The sequence below is a fragment of the Phormidium sp. CCY1219 genome, from assembly GCF_055795085.1.
On the sequence record NZ_JAYFEQ010000057.1, the window covers coordinates 1 to 214 of the forward strand.

Below are 214 nucleotides of genomic sequence, written 5' to 3' on the forward strand. Positions count from 1 at the left end.
CCCTCCACATATTCCCCTTCTACTTCCACCAAGTTACCGATCGCCGCTTCTAGCTGTTCCCGGGTTACCGCTTCCGAGGGTTGCAGAATCACTCCTTCCTCTGCACTGCGATCGGCAACCTCCGCATCCCCCACATCGAGGACGAAATAATCGCCGCCTCCCGCCATCCAGCTTTCCGCATTCTTCGCCGCCTGTTTTTGGATTACTACCCCAC

General features: G+C 57.0%; 1 protein-coding gene. It reads right to left on the reverse strand.

Going from position 1 to position 214, the window contains the following annotated elements:
• A partial coding sequence (locus tag AC0QH1_RS00410; protein WP_324628766.1) for a hypothetical protein occupies positions 1-214 on the reverse strand: 214 nt, incomplete at both ends.